Here is a 260-nt window from a genome sequence, read left to right as displayed (position 1 = left end):
CGCCCATCGCGGTGATCAGCAGCGCGGTGCGCGCGCCGTCGCGTGCCGCCTGGCCCTGGTGCCAGAACCCGATCAGCAGGAACGACACGACCGATGTCAGTTCCCAAAACACCACCAGCATCAGCAGGTTGCCCGACAGAAGGATGCCCTGCATCGCACCGGTGAACGCCATCAGCAGTGCGAAGAAGCGCGGCAGGCGGTCCTTGCCCGCCATGTAGAGCTGGGCATAGACGACGACCAGCAGGCCGATCGCGCTGACC

The 260-nt window shown here is 66.2% G+C and carries 1 protein-coding gene; it reads right to left on the bottom strand.

Annotated features, from left to right (window positions below; translation table 11 throughout):
- A partial coding sequence (locus tag TW83_RS17250) for a proton-conducting transporter membrane subunit (RefSeq protein ID WP_045984020.1) occupies positions 1-260 on the bottom strand: 260 nt, incomplete at both ends.

Source organism: Paracoccus sp. S4493 (assembly GCF_000967735.1).
In the GTDB taxonomy this organism is placed as follows: Bacteria; Pseudomonadota; Alphaproteobacteria; order Rhodobacterales; family Rhodobacteraceae; genus Paracoccus; species Paracoccus marcusii.
This window is presented reverse-complemented; position numbering and strand designations above follow the sequence as displayed.